We start from the raw sequence: 22,640 nt of genomic DNA on the forward strand, positions 1-22,640 counted from the left end.
AGAATATATTAATGATATCATTTAAAATTCTAATTATTAATTAAAAAATACTACTATTACTGACAATATGAAATCTCTTTCTAATATTAATTTTTCTCAATTATCACTTTTTGAATCTATTGTTGTAGCTTCTCAAGCTATTCGCGAAGATTTTCCTTCAAATTGTGTTCTAGCTGAATTAAAAAACAAAATAAAAGAAGCCGAATCTTATATTTCATCTGAAAATGAACCTAATCGACAATTAGCAAAGTTGTTGGAGTTATTCTATACACACTGGAATTTTGGTGGTGCTACTGGCATTTATAATCTATCAGATACACTATGGATCGATAATGTACTGAAAACCCGAAAAGGTACTGCAGTATCTTTAGGTATTCTTTTGTTGCATATTGCTCAAGAATTAAAATTGCCATTGAATCCTGTTGTTTTTCCTACTCAGCTTATTTTAAGAGCAGATTGGGTGAATAAAAAAAAATGGTTTATTAATCCTTTTAATGGCGAGATATTAGATCAACATACTTTAGAAGTTTGGTTAAAAGGCAATATTAGCCCAACTGCAGAATTATATGAAAATGATTTGTATAAATCTGAACCTATTACTGTCATTAGAAAAATGTTGGATACATTAAAATCTGCATTAATGGAAGAAAAAAAAATGGAATTAGCATTAAATGTAACTAATTTATTATTACAAATTGATCCAAATAATCCATATGAAATTCGTGATAGAGGACTAATATATGCACAATTAGAATGTAATCATGTTGCTTTAACGGATTTAATTTATTTTGTAGAAAATTGTCCTGAAGATCCAATTAGTGAAATTATTAAAATTCAAATTCACTCTATTGAGCAAAAAAAAATGATATTACATTAAAAATTATTTACTGTATAACAGGCAAATTACGTTTATGTAACGTATCTAAATACAATTTTTCAATAATTTTTTGGCTCTTAAGATCTATTTTTTCCCCTTCCAGATAAGAATCAATTGTATTATATGTAACACCTAAAACAGATTCGTCATCTTTTTGTGGATGGTCGTCTTCTAAATCTGCCATTGGTTTTTTAAAATATAGATGTTTTGGACAATTTAATTTCTTTAATAATAATTGAATTTGTCGTTTATTTAATTTAGCTATAGGGTTTATATCTGTTCCATTATCTCCATATTTTGTAAAAAATCCAGTTATATTTTCTGCTGCATGTCCTGTTCCGACTACAAGACCTTTTTTCATACCAGCAACACTGTATTGTACTTTCATTCTTTCTCTAGCTTTCTCATTACCTTTTATATAATCGGAAATAATAATGCCTGATTTTCGCAAAGATTTTTCACTACTTAAAACCGATTTTTTTATATTGATATTAAAAATTTGATCTGGACATATAAAATTAATTGCATCTTTGCAGTCTTTTTCGTCAGCTTGAATTCCATATGGCAAGCGTAATGCGATAAATTGATAATCAAGATCTTTTGTTTCATTTCTTAATATTTCAGCAGTGATTTGACAGATTTTAGCTGTTAATGTAGAGTCTTGTCCTCCACTAACAGCAACTATTAAAGATTTTAGGTTGATGTGACTGAGAAGATATTTTTTTAAAAAATTAATACAATTTTTGATTTCTTTTTCTGGTATAATTACTGGTTTTACTCCCAGCAACTTAATAATTTTTTTTTGAAGTTTCATATAATTTTCCTGATTTTTTCAGAATTATAAATATTTATATATTAAAATTTAAATATATTTTTAAATATCATTAAAATAGAACAATGGATAAAAAATTGAATAATTTAATTCTTGTATTAAATTGTGGTAGTTCTTCTATAAAATTTGCGATATTAAATCCTGATAATGAGAAAAAGTATTTATCTGGTTTAGTAGAGTGTTTATTTTTATCTAAAACATATATTACATGGCAATGTTTAGGAATAAAATATAAAAAAAAAATAGGTTCAAATATTAGTCATGAAGTTGCTTTAAATTTTATTATAGATCATGTTTTGTCACAAAAAAAAGATCTTTTTAAAAATTTAGTAGGTGTAGGACACAGAGTAGTACATGGTGGTGCAAAAATAAAAAAATCAACTTTAATTAATAATAATGTTATCAAATGCATTCAAGATGCAGTATCTTTTGCTCCATTACATAACCCAGCAAATCTCATTGGAATCAAAATAATAACTGAAAAATTTCCTATTTTATCCAAAAAAAATGTGGCAGTTTTTGATACAGATTTTTATCAAAATATGCCTGAAACTTCTTTTTTATATGCAATACCATATAATTTTTACAAGAAACATGGTATCAGACGTTATGGTGCTCATGGTATTAGTCACAATTACGTCGCTCATAAAACTGCCGTTATCCTAAACAAAAAATTTGAATCTTTAAACATCATAACATGTCACTTAGGTAATGGAGCTTCTATTTCTGCTATTTGCAACGGAATATGTGTGGATACTTCAATGGGATTAACTCCTTTAGAAGGATTGGTTATGGGGACTCGAAGCGGCGATCTAGATCCTTCGATTATTTTTTTTATGAATAAAAAACTTAATTTAAGTATTAATGAAATTGAGATAATTTTAAATAAAAAATCTGGATTATTAGGTTTAAGTGGTATCAGTAGTGATTTTCGTTATTTTGAGAAAAATTATAATTACAAAAAAAATGCTAAAAAATCTGTAGATGTTTTTTGTCATCGTTTATCAAAGTATATTGCTTCTTATATGAGTTTAATGGAAAATCGTTTAGATGCTGTTATTTTTACTGGTGGTATCGGTGAAAATGTACCTTTAGTAAGAGAATTAACTTTTTCTAGATTATCTTTATTAGGTTTTCAGATTGATTCAGAACTTAATTTGTCTGTTGTAGGGGATAAATCGGGGATAATTACCAAATGTTCTTCCCGTCCAGTTTTAGTGGTTGCAACAGATGAGGAAGCAGCGATAGCTCAAGAAACTAGTAAGATAATTAATAAAATATAATAATTTTTTAGTATGTTATAATTTTTATATCTCATGATAGGATAATTATGTCGCGTATTATAATGTTAGTTCCTTTAGATGAAGATGTTGGTTTAACTTCAGTAAGTTTAAGTACAATTCATTTTTTTAATAACAATCAATTTAAAAAAAAATCTATTCAATCTATTTTATATTTTTCTTGTATAAAAAATGTATTGGATGATACATATTTAATCATTAAAAAATATTTTTCAAAAATAGTTCGAACGTTAGATCATGTAGATTTTTCAGAAGTTTTTTTTAATTCATCTGAATATTTTTTACTATTAAATGACATTAAAGATAAATTTTATAATAAAAAATTATTATATGAAATCATTTTAATTGAAGGAATGAAAAAAAAATATAGTAGTGATGCTGATAAGATTAATTATGATATTTCTCAAAATTTAAATGCAGAAATAATATTTATATCAAATTTAGAAGATTCTTCTTTAGAATGTATTAAAAAAAAGGAAAAAAAAATTAATGTATTTTTACAACAAAAAAAATACAGAAATATTCTGGGTATAATTTTTAATAAAATTAATTCTCCTTTTTTAGAAAAAAAACATAATTTTATAAAAAAATTAATGCTATTAAAAGAAATAAAAAATAAGAAAAAAAAAGTTATTTCTAACGAAACATTTAAAAATAATTTTTTTTCAATTATAGCTGCTATTCCTTGGAATAAAAAAATTGTCACAATACATGTAATAGATGTTTTAAACTTTTTAAATATACAATATGTTCATTTAATACAAAATAAAAATCACATTATAGAAGAAATAATCATATTTGATGAAAGTTATTTCAATATGTTAAATAAACATTATTCAAATTCTTTAATAATACTTTCTTTTAGTCGTATAGATGTTTTTATAGATATTTTAAATTTTAATTCTTACTTAAATAACAATCAGATTAAGTGTATAATATTAACAGGAGTATTGAAATCAAAAAATTATATTTTTTCTTTATGTGAAGTTTTAATACAAAGATCTATTTCTGTTTTTTTCACAGAAAAGAGTACAATCGATGTTTTATCCCAATTACAAATTTTTAATTTTAACATTAAATTAAAGGATCTAGTATATATTAAAAAATTGCAAAAATATATTTCTAGTTTTTTTTGTGCTACTTCTTTAATAAGTCCTAAAAAAAAATATAATCGTGTTATGACATGTTCTCCACAAGAATTTTGTAATAATTTAAAATCACTATCAAAAAAAAGAAATAAACGTATTATATTACCTGAATCATATGAAATCCGAATATTACAAGCTGTCGCAATATGTTATAATGATAATATTGCTCAATGTGTATTGTTAGGAGATCCAAAAAAAATTCGTACCATAGCAAACGATAAAGGAATTTATTTAAATAAAAATATCGAAATAATCAATCCTGTTTTAATAAGAGAAAATTATATTTCTCGTTTTTTAGAAATCCGTAAAGAAAAAGGTATAAGTCAATTATACGCTAAAAAGCAATTAGAAGATAATACTGTTTTAGCTACTTTAATTTTAGAATCTAATCAAGTAGATGGATTGGTTTCGGGAGCAGTAAATACTACATCTAACACTATACGTCCAGCATTGCAAATTATTAAAACAAATTCTCAGAGTTCATTAGTATCATCTGTTTTTTTCATGTTATTACCAAGTCAAGTTTTAATTTATGGTGATTGTGCTATCAATATTAATCCAACTGCAGAAGAGCTAGCAGAAATTGCAATTCAATCTGCAGATTCAGCTAAAATTTTTGGAATAGAACCACGTATTGCTATGTTGTCTTATTCAACTGGTTGTTCTGGTCGTGGATATCAAGTGGAGCAAGTAAAAAAGGCTACTTCTATTGTACGAAATAAAAGATCTGATTTAATTATTGATGGCCCCATACAATATGATGCTGCGATTTCAGCAAGAGTTGCTAAATTAAAAGCACCCCATTCACCTATTTCAGGAACTGCAAATGTATTTATTTTTCCAGATTTAAATTCTGGAAATATAGCTTATAAGGCAGTTCAACGTTCCTCGAAAATAGTTTCTATTGGTCCAATGTTACAAGGACTAAGAAAACCAGTAAATGATCTCTCACGAGGTGCTTCAGTAGAAGAAATTGTTTATACTATCGCATTAACATCAGTTCAATCTGAATGAATATATATTGTATAAAATTTTAAAAATATAATTTTAAATTTTAATTATAATATTGCCATTTGGTTTACAACAACATGGAAATATTTCATTTTTTTTAAATAGAGCAGCCATAGGCTGTTTTATTAAATAAAATATTTTTCCTTTGATTAATTCAATTCTACATATTCCACAATATCCGGATCTGCACTGATATTCTATGTTAATATTATTTAATTCTAAAATAAATAATAGAGATAAGTTTTTTTTATAAAAAATTTTTTTTTTAATATTTATTATTTCAATAATATTATATTTGATTTTATAATTTAAATTTTTTGAATTCATTATCAGATACTTCTGAATCAATTTGACCAACTAAATACGAACTAATTTCTGTTTCTTGAGGAGCATTTTGTATATTATCAGAGGTTAGCCAATCATTAATCCAGGGGATAGGATTAGATTTTTTTTTAAAGGGCATTTTAAAACCAATAGCATGCATACGAATATTTGTAATATATTCTATATATTGACAAAGTATATCTTTATTCAATCCTAACATTGACCCGTTTTGAAATAAATATTCAGCCCATTTTTTTTCTTGTTCTGAAGCTGAAATGAATATATTAATAGCTTCTTCTCTGCATTCTAAAGCTATATCTTTCATATTTTCATTGTTTTTTATATCACTTAAAAGATTTAAAATATGTTGAGTTCCTGTTAAATGCAATGCTTCATCGCGTGCTATTAATCGTATAATTTTTGCATTTCCTTCCATCAGTTCTCTTTCTGCAAATGCAAATGAACATGCAAAACTAACATAAAATCTAATTGCTTCTAAAACATTTACACTTATTAAACATAGATATAGTTTTTTTTTCAGCACGTTTAAATCGATATGAATTGTTTTATTGTTGACTAGATGATTGCCTTCACCTAATAAATGCCAATAACTAGTCATTTTTATCAGTTCATCATAATAAACCGAAATGTTTTGAGCACGGTCATTAATGTGTTTGTTTGAAATAATATCATCGAATATTAAAGATGGAAAGTTAACAATATTTCTAATTATATGAGTATAAGAACGTGAATGAATAGTTTCTGAAAACGACCATGTTTCAATCCAGGTTTCTAATTCAGGGATAGATATGATTGGTAAAAAAGCTATATTAGGACTTCTTCCTTGAATAGAATCTAGTAATGTTTGATATTTTAAGTTACTAATAAAAATATGTTTTTCATTATCAGGTAAGTTTTGAAAATCTATTCTATCTCGAGAAAGATCTATTTCTTCAGGTCTCCAAAAAAACGATAATTGTTTTTCAATTAATTGTTCAAATATATTATATTTTTGTTGATCATATCTAGCAATATTTACCGGTTGACCAAAAAACATTGGTTCGTTGAGTTGATTATTTTTTTTTTTTGAAAAAATTGTATAAGACATAATCTTGCACCTCATGATAAATTTAAGATTATAATGTGTATTTTTTTTGAATATTTTTATTTTTTATATAATGCATGAGCCACTTTCGCATATATTTTCTATCGATTCAGATATAATGTTTTGATGATCTTCAGAACCGTCTAAAGTATTTTGATAATACAAAGTTTTTAAACCAAGTTTATATGATAATAAAAGATCATAGAGAAGTTGTTTCATAGGAATTTTATTGTTTAAAAATCTTTTTGGATCATAGTGAGTGTTCACTGAAATAGATTGATCGATAAATTTTTGCATAATGCCAGCTAGTTCTAGATATCCGGTGTTATTAGGTATGTTCCAAAGTAATTCATACTGTGATTTTAATTTTTTATATTCAGGAACAACTTGACGTAATATTCCATCTTTAGATACTTTAATGGTAATAAAACCTCTTGGTGGTTCAATTCCATTTGTCGCATTAGATATTTGGGAAGATGTTTCTGAAGGCATTAAAGCAGATAATGTTGAATTTCTTAAACCATATTTTTTGATTCTATAACGCAACGAGTTCCAGTCTAAATGTAGTGGTTCGTTACATATGTTATCAATATCTTTTTTATATGTATCTATAGGTAATTTCCCTAAAGAGTAATTAGTATGATTAAATAAAGCGCATGCGCCTTTTTCTTTTGCTAATTCACAAGACGCTTCTAATAAATAATATTGCATGGCTTCAAAAGTTTTATGTGTTAAATTATTTGCACTGCCATCTGAATAACGCACTTTATTTTTAGCTAAATAATATGCAAAATTAATCACTCCAATTCCTAAAGATCGTCTAGAAATAGCTGATTTTTTAGCTGCTAGTATTGGATAATTTTGATATTCTAATATTTCATCTAGTGCACGTACAGATAATATAGATAATTCTTTAAATTCATCAAGATTTTTAATGGCGCCTAAATTAAAAGCCGATAATGTACAAAGTGCTATTTCTCCATCTTGGTCGTAAATATCATTTAATGCTTTAGTAGGTAATGTAATTTCTAAGCATAAATTAGATTGTCTTATTGGAGATAATTCAGGATTAAATGCACTATGTAAATTACAATGATCTACATTTTGTATGTAAATACGTCCAGTAGAAGTTCTTTCTTGCATCATTAATGAAAATAAATCTAATGCTTTAATTGTTTTCTTTCTTATATTTTTTTTTCTTTCATATTGCAGATATATTTTTTCAAATTTTTTTTGATCAGAAAAAAATACTTCATATAAGTCAGGAACATCAGAAGGGCTAAATAATGTTATTTGGTCTCCTGATAATAATCTTTCATACATTAATTTATTGATTTGTAATGCATAATCAATATGACGTACTCTATTTTCTTCAACTCCTCTATTGTTTTTTAAAACCAATAAACTTTCAACTTCAAAATGCCATATTGGATAAAAAATAGTTGCAGCCCCGCCGCGAACACCTCCTTGAGAACAAGATTTAACAGCACTTTGAAAATGTTTATAAAAAGGTATGCAACCAGTGTGGAATGCCTCTCCATTTCTAATAGGGCTTCCTAACGCGCGAATTTGACCTGCATTGATGCCAATTCCAGCTCGTTGGGAAACATATTTAACAATGGCGCTGCTTGTAGCATTAATAGAATTTAAATTATCAGCGCATTCAATTAAAACACAAGAACTAAATTGACGAGTAGGAGTTCTAACTCCAGACATGATTGGTGTAGGTAATGAAATTTTAAAAGTAGAGATAGCATCGTAAAAACGATGAATATAGTTCATTCGAATATTTTTTGGATATTGAGAAAATAGGCAGGCAGATATTAATATATATAAAAATTGTGCACTTTCGTATATTTTTCCACTAATGCGGTTTTGTATTAAATATTTTCCTTCTAATTGTTTAACAGCTGCATATGAAAAATTCATATCTCGCCAATGATTGATAAAAGAATTCATTTGCAAAAACTCTTCATAAGAATAATTTTTTAGCAAATCTTTATCATATTTTTCTAAAATAACCATTTTTTTTACATGATCATATAATTGAGGAGGTTCAAATTGACCATATGCTTTTTTCCGAAGATGGAATATAGTTAATCGTGCAGCCATATATTGATAGTCTGGTGTATCTTGCGAAATGAGATCGGCAGCAGCTTTGATAATAGTCTCATGAATATTAATAGTAGTAATATTATCGTAAAATTGAATTCGAGAACATAATTCAACTTGTGATACAGATATATCATCTAGTCCTTCTGATGCCCAATTTAATACTTTATGGATTTTATCTAAATTTATTTTTTCTTTTCTTCCATCGCGTTTAGTGACAAACAAACTATTTTTCATAATTAATTTAACTTATTTATTGATTATAAAGAGTTCAAATAAATTTTCTTATCTTTTATTAATATTTTTATTAATGTAGATAAGACAATATTTTTTTATATAGGTTCTACAATTTTTTGTAAAGCAACAACTTTTTCATTTTTTGATGTTCTTATTAATATAACACCTTGTGTATTTCTTCCTAATATTCCTACTTCAGAAACTCTAATTCTAACTAACGTTCCTGCATCAGTGATCATCATAATTTGATCTTTTTCTACAACTTCTATTGCTCCAATTATTTTCCCATTTTTTTTTGTTATTTTAATAGATATTACGCCCTGAGTAGCACGTGATTTGATAGGAAAATCTATAATTTTTGTGCGTTTTCCATATCCATTTTTCGTTGCTATTAAAATACTTCCTTTATTTTTTGGTACAATCAAAGATACTACTTTATCGTTTTTTTTAATTTTTATACCTCTGACTCCAGATGCAGTTCTACCCATAGTTCGAACACTTTTTTCTAGAAATTGGACTACTTTACCGTTTTGTGTAAATAACATAATATTATTATTCCCATCAGTTAAAGCAACACCAATAAGTTCGTCATTTGCATGTAAATTAATAGCGATAATTCCTGTTAGTCTAGGTTTTTTAAATTGATTTAAAGAACTTTTTTTTACTATTCCATGTGCAGTTGTCATAAAAATATTTAGATTATCTTTATATTCATGTACTGGCAATATGGCTGTAATTCTTTCTTTAGGATTTAAGGGCAATAAATTAACTATGGGTCTTCCTCTTGCATGTCTACTAGATTCCGGTAACTGATAAACTTTCATCCAATACAGAATACCTCGACTAGAAAAACATAATATAGTATCATGTGTGTTTGCTATTACTAAACTTTCTATAAAATCTTCTTCTTTTATTTTTGCTGCTGATTTTCCTTTTCCACCTCTTCTTTGAGCATTATAATCAGAAAGAGGTTGATATTTGACGTATCCTGAATGGGATAATGTGACTACTACATCTTCTTGATTAATCAAGTCTTCAAGATTAATATCTGCATGATTATCATTAATTTCTGTGCGTCTTTTATCGCTGAATTTATCTTTTATTAACAGCAACTCTGATTTGATAACATCAAGCATACGTTTTGGATTATGAAGTATTTCTTTTAGTTCTTTGGTTTTTTTTATTAAATCGTTGTGTTCTACAATGATTTTTTTTTGTTCTAGGCTACTTAGCTTATGCAAACGTAAATCTAATATAGCTTCTACTTGTTTTTCAGTGAAACGATATTTGTTGTTTTTTGATAGATTATTTTTTTCTTGTAAATAATCAAATTCTTTTATTATTTCAGAGTTCCATTTTTTTTTAATAATCAAATTTTTAGCATTGATTAAATTTTCTGATTTTTTTATTATTTCAATAATCGAATTAATATTTATTAAAGCACTATTTAATCCCTTAAGTATGTGTATACGATTACGCATTTTATTTAATTCAAAAATACTGCGTCTTGTAATGATTTCTTGTCTGTGAAATAAAAAATACTTTAATATTTCTTTTAAAGATAATGTTTTAGGTTGTCCTTGACATAAAGCAACCATATTAATCCCAAAAGATACCTGTAGTTGAGTTAGAGAATATAATTGATTTAAAATTATTTCAGATATTGCTTCTCTTTTAATTTCTATAACAATTCTCATTCCATCTTTATCTGATTCGTCACGTAAAGCAGTAATTCCATCAATTCTTTTGTCTCTTACTAATTCTGCTATTTTTTCAATCAAACGTGATTTATTGACTTGATAAGGTATTTCATCAAATACAATAGATTCTTTTTTGTTTTTTTTATTTTTTTCAATTTGACTTCGTGCGCGAATATAAATTTTTCCTTTTCCTGTACGATAAGCTTCTTCGATACCTGATTTTCCATGAATGATTCCAGCTGTTGGAAAATCTGGTCCCGGAATATATTTAATCAGTTCTTGCAGAGTAATATCATTATTATCGATATAAGCTAAACATCCATCAATTACTTCATTCAAGTTATGAGGTGGAATATTTGTAGCCATTCCTACAGCAATACCTGATGAGCCATTTATTAAAAGATTAGGTATTTTTGCAGGCAATATTTCTGGTATATATTCAGTCCCATCATAGTTTGGCAAAAATTCAACAGTGTTTTTTTCTAAGTCGTTTAATAGCTCATGAGCTATTTTAGACATTCGAATTTCTGTATATCGCATTGCTGCAGCAGAATCTCCGTCTACTGACCCAAAATTTCCTTGACCATCTATAAGCATGTAACGTAATGAAAATTTTTGAGCCATGCGAACTATTGCATCATATACAGCAGAATCTCCATGTGGATGATATTTTCCTATAACGTCACCTACTACGCGAGCAGATTTTTTATATGTTTTGTTCCAGTCATTATTTAATATGTACATTGCAAAAAGTATTCTTCTGTGAACAGGTTTCAACCCATCTCGAACATCTGGCAAGGCACGGCCAACTATTACAGACATAGAATAGTCTAAATAAGAGCTTTTTAATTCTTCCTCAATATTGATTTGTATGATTTCTCGCGCAATGGCTTTCATAAAACTTTTGTCTCTTTACATTGAAAACAATCAAATTAAGTATAAAAGTATAACATAATTAAACTATTAGATGCATATAAAGAAAATCATTCTTAACTATAAATAATTTGACATAATTAAAAAAATGTTTTTATATATTGTGTATTTTAAATGAAAGTATTATCATAAATTGTGTATTTTAAATAAAAGTATATAAAAATAATTACAATATTACATAAAAATTTATTCAAGAAGTATTCGATTAAAGAAAGTATCTGATTGAAAATATAATAGTTTATTAACTTGACTTTAAAATGAGATTTTATTATGAAAGATGAAGAAAAAAAGTTGATAGAAAATTTATTTGATCGTTTAAAAAAAACTGAATTAAATTCTTCTGAAAGAGACAGTGCCGCAGATGATTTAATTCAAAAATTATCAAAAAAACAACCCGCCTCTTCTTATTATATGGCTCAAACAATATTAATTCAAGAAACAGCTATAAAAAAAATGGGTATGAAAATTGAAGAGTTGAAAAATAGAATTAAAGAATTTAATTCAAAAGAATTGAATAAAAAAACAAGTTTTTTATCGAGTTTTTTCAAAAAATCACCTGCTTCTCAAACAATATCTACTAATAATAACATTCCATGGAATAAAAATAGAGAGATTATTCCGCCTAATTCTTCTAATACAACTGTATTACCAACAACTCAATCGTTGCCGACAGTAAATAGCAGTAGAAGTAGCAGTTTTCTCAGCAGTGCATTGCAAACAGCAACAGGTGTGGCAGGTGGTATGATTTTAGGCAATATGTTAATGAATGTTTTTAGTCATACTAAACCAGAAGAAGATATATTTGATACTGTCAATCAATCAACTTTCGAACAGCATGGAGAAGATAATTTTTTAAATAATAATCATCACGATAATGATTTAATTAATTATCATTACAATGACTCAGATACTGATCATTACAATGATTCAGATACTGATAATGAATCAAGTTCAGAAAATATCGATAATGACGTATATCATACAGATGATACTGATATTAATGATGACAATTTTATTTAAATATCGTTATGCTTATAATAAGAAATATTTAATTTGATCTTAAAAATAGTATAAAATTTAAATTCAAAAATAAAGCCAGCATAAAATATTTTTTTGCTGACTTTAATTTCTTGTTAAGAATACTGGCTTAAATATTCAGAAACTCCTTCAGAAGAGGCCTTCATACCTTTTCTTCCTTTTTCCCAATTAGCAGGACATACTTCTCCAAATTTATTATGAAAGTCTATAGAATCTACCATGCGTATCATTTCTTTTATATTACGTCCAAATGGTAAATCATTCACAACTTGATGACGTATAATCCAGTTAGAATCAATTAAAAATGAAGCTCTTAATGCTATACCTAGATTTGGATGTTCAATACCGTAAGATTGTTGAATATTACGTTTTATATCAGAGACCATGGGAAAACTTATTTTTCCAATGCCGCCATTTTTGGGTAGTGTTTTTTGCCATGCTTGATGAACAAAAACACTATCAATAGATACACCTACAATTTTTACGTTTCTTTTTTTAAATTCTGAATGGAGTATGTTAAATTCTATAATTTCTGATGGACAAACAAAAGTAAAATCCATTGGCCAGAAAAATAAAACAACAGATTGACCATTAGAATATTTTTTAAAATCAAATTGTTCAACAATTTGATTATTTTTTACGATTGCTGGAGCTATGAAGTTGGGTGCGTTTTGTGTTACTAAAACCATTTTTTTTCCTATAGTATTATACTAGTCAAAGAAAAGTATTGTTAATATTTTTAAAGGTGGAAATTTTAAATGAATATAATTTTATCTTGGAAAGATGTCTTATCTCAAGAAAAAAAAAAATATTTTATTAATATAATCAAGTTTCTCAAAAAAGAGCGTTTAAAAAAAATAATTTATCCAGATAAAAAAGATATATTTAACGCTTTTATTTTAACTGATTTTAATGATATAAAAGTTGTTATTCTTGGACAAGATCCATATTTTTCTAAGAATCAAGCACACGGTTTATCATTTTCTGTTCCTGAAAATTTTACTATACCACCTTCTTTAAAGAATATATATAAAGAGTTAAATAACGATTTTAAAAAAAAACATAAATTTAATCATGGATGTCTTGCCAGTTGGGCTGATCAAGGTGTTTTTTTATTGAATACTATTTTAACAGTTGAATCAGGAAAACCAAAATCGCATAGTAATATAGGATGGAATATTTTTACTGATAAGGTGATCTCTGCAATTAATTTATATAGAAATTCTATTATTTTTTTGTTATGGGGCAATGATGCACAAAAAAAATGTAATTTAATCGATGAGAATAATCATTATATATTAAAAGCATCTCATCCTTCTCCATTATCAGCGTATCGAGGTTTTTTTGGATGCAAACATTTTTCTATTACTAATAAAATTTTACTTCAAAATAAAAAAAAACCGATTAATTGGTTTTTAACTTAAAATAAAATATTAATTTTTAGAAATTGTAACCGTTGCTTTTCTTAATAATACTTTATTAAAAGTAAATCCTTTTTTATCAGTAGAAATAATATGATTAGATGGTATGTTTTCAGATGATTCTGTTGAATTTAGCATGTGAATTTCAGGATTAAAAAGCTCATTTTTTTTGCCTTCAGTTTTTACTCCTAATTTATATAGTATATTTAATAAAGATTCCAGGGTTAACTCGATACCTTTTATTACAGGCGTATCTTTTATATTTAACCTATTAGATATTATTAAGACATCTTCTAAAGAATCTATTATTGGAATTATTTCTTTTAAAAATCTTTCAATTTCTGCTATTTCTATTTTTTTTATTTTTTCTTCAGTGTTTTTTTTTATATTTTCTATATTTGCTAGTTTACGTAATTCAATATCGTTTATTTTTTTTTCATTCTGAATCAGTTCAAATTTTAAATCTTCTAATTTTTTATTTTCAAGAGAAATATTATCTAAATTTTTTTTTATTTTTTCTATTTTTTCATTTTTTAAAAATTTTTTTTTATTTATTTTTTTTTCTTCATGACTCATAGAATTTACCATTTATTATGTTAATAATGAAGATATTATAAACCTTATAATTAATCTTTCAAGACTCTTTACTATTATAATATAATAGATATTATTTTTTTTTAGGAATTTTTATGTAATGAAGCAACATTTCACTTGTATAGGCATTATTGGGCGTCCGCGTCATGCGAGTGCATTGATAACACATAAAACTCTTTATAAGTGGTTAATAAAAAATGGTTATACGGTTTTTATTGAACGCACTATTTCTAAAGAATTAAAATTACACAATCCTAATACTGCTACATTAGTGGAAATTGGTCAATATTGTGATTTAGCAGTAGTTATAGGAGGAGATGGCAATTTATTATGTGCAGCGCGTGTTTTGTCATTCTATAACATTAAAATTATTGGAATTAATCGAGGTAATTTAGGTTTTCTTGCGGATTTAAATCCAGATACTGGTTTAAAAAAATTATCAGAGGTATTATCTGGAAATTATTTTTTAGAAAATCGTTTTTTACTAGATGCACAAGTGTGTCAAAAAAAAATAATTTCAAGATCGAGTATAGCTATTAATGAAGTTGTTTTGCATACAAAACATTTAGCTCATATGATAGAATTTGAAGTGTATATTAATAATAAATTTTCTTTTTCTCAACGTGCAGATGGATTAATCGTTTCAACACCTACAGGTTCTACTGGTTATTCACTTTCAGCTGGCGGACCAATTATAGAAACATCTTTAGATGCAATTGTATTAGTACCAATGTTTCCGCATACTTTATCTGCTCGTCCATTAGTAATTCATAGCGACAGTATAATTTGTTTAAAATTTTCTAATTTTCAAACTAATTTAAAGATAAGCTGTGATAGTCAAATTATTTTAACAATAAAAAAAGGTGAATGTGTATTTATTCGTCGTAGTTGTTATTATCTGAATCTCGTTCATCCTAAAAGTTATAATTATTTTAAAACTTTAACCACTAAGTTAAATTGGTCTAAAAAATTTTTTTAGATTATATAGAATGCGAAAAATATAAATTTTATAAAAGAGTTTTTAAAAATTAATATTTTTTATTAATATAAAATATTGTAAGATAAAACAAAGAGTATTAATTATTTTTTATGTACACTATGTTTGGGATAACATGATGAATAATTACATCAAAATATTTTTAATAGTTATTTTTTTTTCTAGTTGTTCAACTGTGGATCAAAAAAAATACAATTCTAATATTTTAGAAAAAATATATTTAAATCGAAATATGTTGAATAAAAATTATGTTGGTATGACACAGGAGCAAATAGTCTATATATTTGGTATGCCAATTATTTCTGATTCTTTTAATGATGTATATCATTATTCTTTATACGGTTCAAGAGACAAAAACGCAATTCAAAAAAAAATATTAAATTTATATTTTAAAGATAATAAGGTCTGGAAGTTTAGTATTACATAATTTTTGGAGCTGGCGGGATTTGAACCCGCGTCCAAAATTTCTACGAATAAAGTACTACATGCTTAGTTTTTCTTCAATTAAATTCATTACCTAATTTGGAAAAACTCATTTTAGGTATATAGCTTGAAAAATCAGTACGTGTCATCGTCAAGCTTGATGCGCACGTTTTTCTCTTTTTTGACCTTCCTTTTTCCTCGTCCTAAGAGATAGAGGCTAAGGAGGAAGGGCTTCATACAGTTTTTTAAGCTGCTAAAGCGTAGTTTTGTTTATTGTTTGCAATTATTTTTTTACGGCTTTTATCGAGGCAAACCGTCCCTCGACATGCACTTTATTTTGTTGATAATTTTGTCAAATCCAAAAACAGCCCCTATGAAACTTTAGTATTACAAAAAAAAATAATTTTGTCTATTAATTATTTTACAGTATTTCAAGAAAATTTTTCTAGAAATAGTTTAAAGTTATATTGTGTATAATTTTTTTAAAATGGAAATTAATATGAACATTATTGAGAAAATAAAAAAACAAATTAAAGATAATATTATTTTAATTTATATGAAAGGAACTCCTGAGTTTCCTAGTTGTGGTTTTTCTGCACAGGCAGTGAAAGCTCTATCATCCTGTGGTGAAAAATTTGCTTATATAGATGTTTTAGAAAACACGGAAATTAGAAACAAATTACCAGAATATGCAAATTGGCCAACGTTTCCTCAATTATGGGTAGATGGAGAATTAATTGGTGGTTGTAGTATTATAGTTGAAATGTTCGAAAGTGGTGAGTTAAAAAAATTAATATCAAAAACAGTAAAAAAATATAGAATATAATTTCGTATAAAATAGATGTATATAATATGTTTATAAAATTAGATATGACATTAAATAAAGAGTGTTTAATTTTAAACCTTTATTGCTAATGTCATATCTTTTTTATTAAGCAAACTATTAAATATATTTTATTTATCAATTATGTTATTGTTTTTTTATAAATTAATAGGCCATCCACCTAAACGTTTCCAACGATTTACTAGTTCGCAAAATAGATTAGCGGTTTGTAAGGTATCATAAAGCGCAGAATGAGCTTGATTATTATCAAATGATAAACCAACAGCTTTACATGCTTTAGATAGTACAGTTTGACCGACTACTAATCCGCTTAATGCAGCTGTATCAAACGTTACAAAGGGATGAAAAGGATTATTTTTTATTTTTACTCTTTGAATTGCTGCCATTAAAAAATTATGATCAAAATTAGCATTGTGCGCTACAACAATTCCTCGACTACATCCTTGTTTTTTAATTCCTTTTCGTACGGCTTTCAATATAGATTGAATCGCTATTTTTTCACTAATAGCACCACGTAATGGATTAAATGGATCAATTTTATTGAAAGCTATTGCGTCAGAATGTATTACAGAACCTTTAAATGGTTCTATATGAAAATGTAATGTGTTTTCTTTATGCAACCATCCTAATTTATCCATTTTTAATGTTATTATAGCAATTTCTAATACTGCATCAGTGTTTGCATTGAATCCTGCTGTTTCGATATCAATTACAACAGGATAAAAAGTACGAAAACGGTTGCTTAACAAATTAAATTCTTGAGTTGTAGACATCAAAATCTCATTTTTAAAATACTTTTTATTTGATATAGTTAATTTTTTAGAATTTTAATTCTAGATACTGTAAAAATATGTATTATGATTCTTGTTAACAATTTAACAAGTGTACTATAATTTGTAAAAATGTTTAAGATCAAATTATTAATTTAACATTTTTAAAAAAATAATCCTATAATTTTATTGAAATTTTTAAGGAAAATAAAATGAGTTACGTTCTTCCTAATTTATCTTATTCATATAATGCATTAGAACCATTCTTTGATGAACAGACCATGATAATTCATCACACTAAACATCATCAAAATTACATTAATAATACTAATACTATTTTAGAAAAAACAACTTTTTCTTCATTATCTATTGATGAATTGATTTCTATCTTAAATGAAATTATTTTAGAAGAAAAAAATATATTGCGTAACAACGCAGGGGGGCATATAAATCATAGTTTTTTTTGGAAAAGTTTAAAACCAGGAACAGTTTTAACGAATGATCTGAAAAGAGAAATAGAAAAACAATTTAGTACCATTGATAATTTTAAAAAACAATTTGAATTAGCAGCACTTAATCATTTCGGATCTGGTTGGGTTTGGTTAGTAAATCAAAACGGTGTTTTATCTATAGTCTCCACGGTTAATCAAGATAATCCTTTAATGGGTAAATCAATATCGAATACTTATGGTTATCCTATAATTGGTCTAGATATTTGGGAGCATGCTTATTATTTAAAATATCAAAATAGACGATTAGATTACATTAAAGCTTTTTGGAATGTTGTCAATTGGGAAGAAGCATCTAATCGTTTACAAAAATAATTTATTAATTATGATAAAGTTGGTATTTTATACAAATTTAATATCATATTTTTTACTTAATTTTATATTTTCTCTGATGATTTTTAAAAAACATATAATGGAAAATTATATGTTTTTTAATGTATGTCATAAAGTATCAAAGTAGTTTTTTAAGATTAAAGGACATTTTTTTGAATACTATTAAAATGATAGTTGGATTATCTAATCCAAAAATAGATTATCATAATACACGTCATAATGTAGGTTCTTGGTATGTTTATAATTTAGCTAAAAATTATTTAAAAAATTTAAAAAAAGAAAAGAAATTTTTTGGTTTTACTGCTTCTTTTAAAATAGAATCAAACTATATCCGATTACTTGTACCTGATATTTTTATGAATATAAATGGTCAGTCAATATTGAAAATGGCATCATTTTATAATATTGATTTAAGTGAAATATTAGTAGTTCATGATGATTTAGAACTTCAACCTGGAGTTATAAAATTAAAATATAGTTATGGACATAATGGACATAATGGATTGAGAGATGTTGTTAATGTTTTTAATAAAAAAATTAATTTTTATCGATTTAGGATTGGTATAGGTCGTCCAATTAATCGCGATCAAATAGCATCTTTTGTATTATCAATCCCGACAAAAAAAGAGAAATTTTTAATTCGAAGAGCAATTTTACATGCAATAGAAGAAAATTTTATTTTTAAGATTTTAAAATTTTAATTAAATAACATGTCTTCTATTTTTAAGGTGTATAAGATATGGGTTTTAAATGTGGTATTATAGGTTTGCCCAATGTTGGCAAATCTACTTTATTTAATCTTTTAACGAAAGGAAATTCAGCGGTTGCTAATTTCCCGTTTTGTACTATTAAACCTAATATAGGTATTGTTTCAGTGATTGATGAACGCATCAATCATCTTATTAAAATTGTTTCTCCTCAAAAAATAGTTCATGCATTTATAGAGTTTATAGATATCGCTGGTTTAGTTAAAGGAGCATCTAAAGGCGAAGGATTAGGTAATCAATTTTTAGGCAACATACGAGAAACTCATTCTATAGCACATGTTGTTCGTTGTTTTAAAAACGATAAAATTACTCACGTTTATAATAAAGTACAACCTGTAAAAGATGTAGATATTATTAATAGTGAACTTATATTATGTGATTTTGATTTTTGTGAAAAGAATATATTACAACTACAAAAAAAAACAATTTTAAAGAACGAAAAAATAGAAAAGACTCTTAATGTTTTAAAAAAATGCATGAGTCATTTAAAAAAATTTTTAATGTTAAAAACTCTTGATTTGAAAAAAGATGAAAAAGAATTAATTAGTCATTTTCGTTTTTTAACTTTAAAACCAACAATGTATATTGCTAATATTAATGAAGAAAAAGAATCTTCCTACTTTTTAGAAGAATTAAATCAGATGGCTGAAAAAGAAGGTTCTATAGTTATTCCGATTCATGAAAATTTAGAATTAGATTTAGTAAAAATGTGTGATGAAGAACAAAAATCTTTTATGAAAGAGTTTAATATAAAAACTTTAAGTTTAAATAATGTTGTTTCTGCCGGTTATAAATTATTAAGTTTAATAACTTTTTTTACTGTAGGAAAAAAAGAAATTCGAGCTTGGGAAATTCTTAATGGAAGTACTAGTATTCAAGCTGCTCATAAAATACATAGTGATTTTAGCAAAGGTTTTATCAGAGCAGAAATTATTAAATATGTAGATTTTATAAAATATAAAAGTGAAGCAAAAATTAAAGAAATGGGAAAGTTTAAAGTAGAAGGGAAAAATTACCACGTTCAAGATGGAGATATTATTCATTTTTTATTTAACGTTTAAAGATGATTAATTTTTTATATTATTCAATATATGTTATTTTTAGAGAGGAAAATATTATAATCCTCTCTAACATAATATTTATTTTGCTAACAAAATTTTTTTTAATTTGCTAAACACAGGATTAATATTATGAGATAACAATGGTAAATCAATTCTACTTTTTAGCGCATCAGGTAGTAAAATTTTATTTTTTAATATTTCTTCTACAGTGTTTTTAAATTTAGCAGGATGTGCAGTACCTAGAAACAAGCCAAATTCGTTCTTTTTTAATTGATCTCGTAATAATCGATATGCAATTGCAGCATGAGGCTCAGAAACATAACCTAAGTCAAACAATTCCTTCAACGTTTCTTTGGTTCTATAATCTGGCACACTGCCAAATCTCAGTTCTTTTAAATCCCATTTTTTTCGATAAAATAATTCTTCAATTCGAGGCCAATTGTTAGGCTGGCTAATATCCATAGCATTAGAGATTGTAGATACAGTTTTCCGGGGATACCATATTCCATTATGAAGAAATCTAGGTACTGTATCATTAGCATTTGTACATGCTATAAATGATTTAATTGGTAAACCGAGAGACTTAGATAACAATCCAGCAGTTAAATTGCCAAAATTTCCACATGGAACTGCTATAACTAAATTTTTTCTCTGTTTTTCTGAAATTAAAGAAAAAGCTTCAAAATAATAACAAATTTGTGCTAATAATCTACTTATATTAATAGAGTTAGCGGAATTTAAACCTATTGATTCTTTGAGTTTTTTATCGTTAAAAGCTTCTTTTACTAACTTTTGACAATCGTCAAAACTGCCATTGATTGATATAGTTTTTATATTTTTACCTAAAGTACAAAATAATTTTTCTTGTAATTCACTAATCTTTCCTTTAGGGTATAAAATAATTACTCGTACATTTTTCATTCCATAAAATGCATGTGCTACTGCTGCACCTGTATCACCTGATGTTGCAGTTAAAATAGTAACTGATTCATTTTTTTTATTCATTAATAATATCATTTGAGCCATAAAACGTGCTCCAAAATCTTTAAATGCTAATGTTGGGCCGTGAAATAGTTCAAAGCAATGTATATCTTCTGTAATTTTTATTTTTAACGGATGTTTAAATGAAAATGATTTTTTGACATATTCATATAGTTTTTCTTTTGATATTTCATAATGAATAAATTTAGAAAGTATTTCGGTGCTGCGAGTAATAAAATCCATTTTTAATATTTTTGATAATTCAATAGGTTCAATAACAGGCAATTCTACAGGGAAGAATAATCCTTGTTGTTGTCCTAATCCTAGTTTTACAGCTGTTTCAAAATCTACTTGTTCGCTATGATCTTTTAAATTATAAAGTTTCATTTTTTTATCCTATTTTTCGTGCACCTTTTAAATCTAAAAAACAAATATGAACAAATCCTGTTTTATTCTGTAAATAATTTTCTGTTAACCATAAAGATATTTTTTGAGCTGTATATATGTTGTCAGAAATAGAAAAAATAGTCGGTCCGGAACCAGATATTCCGAAACTTATAGCTCCAAGTTTTTTGATTTTTTCTTTAGCTTCTAAAAAATTGGGTAGCAATTTAATACGATATGGTTCTGCTATAAAATCTTGCATTAATCGCGCTGCCAAATAAGGTTGTTGACTATATGAAGCATGAATAAAACCAGATAGATGACGACTATTTTTTATGCATATTTCTTTTTTATATTTTTTTGGTAGAATTTCTCTTGCTTCTGAAGTCGGAACTTTTATTCCTGGCCAAGCTATTATCCAAAACCAATTTTTAAAATTTGGAATTTTTTGACTTATTATTTCGGAATCTTCTAATATTAACTGTAGTCCTCCAAGATAAGATGGAGCGACGTTATCATAGTGTATACTTCCTGATATTTCACCTTCTACCTCTCCCATAAGAAGTAATAATTCTTTTTCACTTAGCGGTTTATTACAAAATTCATTTATAGCAACTAAAGTGGCTACTATTGAACAAGCACTAGAACCTAATCCTGATCCAATAGGCATATTTTTTTCTAGTATAATAGAAACAGGAACATTTTTTTTTATAACCTTACAAAATTTCAACCAGCATTTCCAAACAATATTTTGTTCGGTATTTTGAGGTAATTTATTAGAAAAAACACCTCTATTAATCAAATTAAATTTATCTGATAATTTTACTGTTACAAAATCGCCTAAAAAATCACCATTGATAGGTATAATTGCAGCACCTAAAATATCAAATCCCACTCCAACATTACCAATAGAAGCTGGTGCATAAACTTTAATCATT

At 26.2% G+C, this 22,640-nt stretch carries 21 protein-coding genes and 1 other RNA gene; 11 read left to right on the forward strand and 11 right to left on the reverse strand.

All coding sequences use genetic code 11. The features are described 5' to 3' along the window. The first annotated feature begins 67 nt into the window (after window positions 1-67). Window positions 68-877 carry an invasion regulator SirB1 gene (gene sirB1 / locus ACTP5B_RS01455; protein WP_464829352.1) on the forward strand — a complete coding sequence of 270 codons (810 nt, stop codon included), beginning with the start codon at window positions 68-70 and terminating at the stop codon, window positions 875-877. A gap of 7 nt (window positions 878-884) precedes the next feature. Here sirB1 and nadE read toward each other — a convergent pair whose 3' ends face one another. Further along, a complete protein-coding gene (gene nadE, locus ACTP5B_RS01460) occupies window positions 885-1,691 on the reverse strand; it encodes an ammonia-dependent NAD(+) synthetase (protein WP_464829354.1) in 807 nt (268 codons plus the stop codon). Window positions 1,692-1,774: 83 nt separating this feature from the next. Here nadE and ACTP5B_RS01465 point away from each other — a divergent pair, with 83 nt between their 5' ends. Continuing rightward, window positions 1,775-2,992: an acetate kinase gene (locus ACTP5B_RS01465; RefSeq protein ID WP_464829356.1), complete on the forward strand. Its 1,218-nt coding sequence runs from the start codon at window positions 1,775-1,777 to the stop codon at window positions 2,990-2,992. A 47-nt stretch (window positions 2,993-3,039) separates the two neighbouring features. Then, window positions 3,040-5,172, forward strand: coding sequence for a phosphate acetyltransferase (gene pta / locus ACTP5B_RS01470; protein WP_464829358.1), 2,133 nt, complete (start codon window positions 3,040-3,042; stop codon window positions 5,170-5,172). A 33-nt stretch (window positions 5,173-5,205) separates the two neighbouring features. Here pta and yfaE read toward each other — a convergent pair whose 3' ends face one another. The 4 genes from yfaE to gyrA all read right to left on the reverse strand — a co-directional run bounded on the left by yfaE (window position 5,206) and on the right by gyrA (window position 11,544). After that, entirely contained in the window at window positions 5,206-5,469 is a 264-nt protein-coding gene (gene yfaE, locus ACTP5B_RS01475) for a class I ribonucleotide reductase maintenance protein YfaE (protein ID WP_464829421.1), read from the reverse strand. A 1-nt stretch (window position 5,470) separates the two neighbouring features. After that, a complete protein-coding gene (nrdB, locus tag ACTP5B_RS01480) occupies window positions 5,471-6,601 on the reverse strand; it encodes a class Ia ribonucleoside-diphosphate reductase subunit beta (RefSeq protein WP_464829360.1) in 1,131 nt (376 codons plus the stop codon). 63 nt (window positions 6,602-6,664) lie between these two features. Continuing rightward, on the reverse strand, window positions 6,665-8,947 hold the full coding sequence (gene nrdA, locus ACTP5B_RS01485; RefSeq protein ID WP_464829362.1) for a class 1a ribonucleoside-diphosphate reductase subunit alpha: 2,283 nt from the start codon (window positions 8,945-8,947) through the stop codon (window positions 6,665-6,667). A gap of 95 nt (window positions 8,948-9,042) precedes the next feature. After that, window positions 9,043-11,544 carry a DNA topoisomerase (ATP-hydrolyzing) subunit A gene (gene gyrA, locus ACTP5B_RS01490; protein ID WP_464829364.1) on the reverse strand — a complete coding sequence of 834 codons (2,502 nt, stop codon included), beginning with the start codon at window positions 11,542-11,544 and terminating at the stop codon, window positions 9,043-9,045. Window positions 11,545-11,850: 306 nt separating this feature from the next. Between gyrA and ACTP5B_RS01495 the strand changes: the two genes are divergently transcribed. Continuing rightward, complete coding sequence (locus tag ACTP5B_RS01495) at window positions 11,851-12,600, forward strand: DUF2076 domain-containing protein (protein WP_464829365.1); 750 nt, start codon at window positions 11,851-11,853, stop codon at window positions 12,598-12,600. 113 nt (window positions 12,601-12,713) lie between these two features. Here ACTP5B_RS01495 and ACTP5B_RS01500 read toward each other — a convergent pair whose 3' ends face one another. After that, window positions 12,714-13,307: a redoxin domain-containing protein gene (locus ACTP5B_RS01500; RefSeq protein ID WP_464829367.1), complete on the reverse strand. Its 594-nt coding sequence runs from the start codon at window positions 13,305-13,307 to the stop codon at window positions 12,714-12,716. A gap of 75 nt (window positions 13,308-13,382) precedes the next feature. On the opposite strand from ACTP5B_RS01500, the gene ung reads away from it, so the two are divergent. Further along, on the forward strand, window positions 13,383-14,042 hold the full coding sequence (gene ung, locus ACTP5B_RS01505; protein WP_464829423.1) for a uracil-DNA glycosylase: 660 nt from the start codon (window positions 13,383-13,385) through the stop codon (window positions 14,040-14,042). A 9-nt stretch (window positions 14,043-14,051) separates the two neighbouring features. On the opposite strand, the gene grpE is transcribed toward ung, so the two are convergent. After that, a complete protein-coding gene (gene grpE / locus ACTP5B_RS01510; RefSeq protein WP_464829368.1) occupies window positions 14,052-14,615 on the reverse strand; it encodes a nucleotide exchange factor GrpE in 564 nt (187 codons plus the stop codon). A gap of 118 nt (window positions 14,616-14,733) precedes the next feature. On the opposite strand from grpE, the gene nadK reads away from it, so the two are divergent. Both nadK and ACTP5B_RS01520 read left to right on the forward strand, forming a co-directional pair. Next, entirely contained in the window at window positions 14,734-15,612 is an 879-nt protein-coding gene (gene nadK / locus ACTP5B_RS01515; RefSeq protein WP_464829369.1) for an NAD(+) kinase, read from the forward strand. A gap of 136 nt (window positions 15,613-15,748) precedes the next feature. Further along, entirely contained in the window at window positions 15,749-16,057 is a 309-nt protein-coding gene (locus tag ACTP5B_RS01520) for an outer membrane protein assembly factor BamE (RefSeq protein ID WP_464829370.1), read from the forward strand. 1 nt (window position 16,058) lies between these two features. On the opposite strand, the gene ssrA is transcribed toward ACTP5B_RS01520, so the two are convergent. Then, window positions 16,059-16,425: a transfer-messenger RNA gene (gene ssrA / locus ACTP5B_RS01525) on the reverse strand. A 127-nt stretch (window positions 16,426-16,552) separates the two neighbouring features. Here ssrA and grxD point away from each other — a divergent pair. Then, on the forward strand, window positions 16,553-16,879 hold the full coding sequence (gene grxD, locus ACTP5B_RS01530; RefSeq protein WP_464829372.1) for a Grx4 family monothiol glutaredoxin: 327 nt from the start codon (window positions 16,553-16,555) through the stop codon (window positions 16,877-16,879). 155 nt (window positions 16,880-17,034) lie between these two features. Here grxD and rnt read toward each other — a convergent pair whose 3' ends face one another. Further along, complete coding sequence (gene rnt, locus ACTP5B_RS01535) at window positions 17,035-17,670, reverse strand: ribonuclease T (protein ID WP_464829374.1); 636 nt, start codon at window positions 17,668-17,670, stop codon at window positions 17,035-17,037. Window positions 17,671-17,879: 209 nt separating this feature from the next. Between rnt and ACTP5B_RS01540 the strand changes: the two genes are divergently transcribed. From ACTP5B_RS01540 to ychF, 3 genes are all read left to right on the forward strand, one after another. Further along, window positions 17,880-18,491, forward strand: coding sequence for a Fe-Mn family superoxide dismutase (locus ACTP5B_RS01540; protein ID WP_464829375.1), 612 nt, complete (start codon window positions 17,880-17,882; stop codon window positions 18,489-18,491). 185 nt (window positions 18,492-18,676) lie between these two features. Then, window positions 18,677-19,210: an aminoacyl-tRNA hydrolase gene (gene pth, locus ACTP5B_RS01545; protein WP_464829424.1), complete on the forward strand. Its 534-nt coding sequence runs from the start codon at window positions 18,677-18,679 to the stop codon at window positions 19,208-19,210. A 38-nt stretch (window positions 19,211-19,248) separates the two neighbouring features. Next, window positions 19,249-20,337, forward strand: coding sequence for a redox-regulated ATPase YchF (gene ychF, locus ACTP5B_RS01550; RefSeq protein WP_464829377.1), 1,089 nt, complete (start codon window positions 19,249-19,251; stop codon window positions 20,335-20,337). 78 nt (window positions 20,338-20,415) lie between these two features. Here ychF and thrC read toward each other — a convergent pair whose 3' ends face one another. Both thrC and thrB read right to left on the reverse strand, forming a co-directional pair. Then, window positions 20,416-21,705 (reverse strand): threonine synthase, encoded by a 1,290-nt coding sequence (gene thrC / locus ACTP5B_RS01555; RefSeq protein WP_464829378.1) that lies wholly within the window; start codon window positions 21,703-21,705, stop codon window positions 20,416-20,418. Window positions 21,706-21,709: 4 nt separating this feature from the next. Beyond that, window positions 21,710-22,639: a homoserine kinase gene (thrB, locus tag ACTP5B_RS01560; protein ID WP_464829380.1), complete on the reverse strand. Its 930-nt coding sequence runs from the start codon at window positions 22,637-22,639 to the stop codon at window positions 21,710-21,712. Window position 22,640: the final 1 nt, after the last annotated feature.

Source organism: Buchnera sp. (in: enterobacteria), from assembly GCF_056343165.1.